We start from the raw sequence: 255 nt of genomic DNA, 5'->3' as shown, positions 1-255 counted from the left end.
CCGCCGATACCTCCGCGCTCGGCACCACCTTCGACTCGCTCACCACCGCGGCCCTCACCGGCCTCACCTCGGCCGAAGCGAGCGTGCTCGGCACCGCCGCCATCTCCGGCCTCAGTTCCTCGCAGCTCGGGGCACTCACCACCGCCGCGATCTCCGGCCTCGGCGGCAATTTCTCCGCCGTCACCAATACGGCGATCTCCGGACTGAGTTCCGCGCAGGTCGCGGCACTGTCCACGGCGGAAGCGGCCGTCCTCA

At 71.0% G+C, this 255-nt stretch carries 1 protein-coding gene; it reads left to right on the top strand.

Annotated elements, in window-relative coordinates; translation table 11 throughout:
• On the top strand, nucleotides 1-255 hold a 255-nt coding region (locus ACYQ6W_RS22750; RefSeq protein WP_459678598.1), incomplete at both ends, for a hypothetical protein.

Source organism: Acidisoma sp. 7E03 (assembly GCF_054665075.1).
This window is presented reverse-complemented; position numbering and strand designations above follow the sequence as displayed.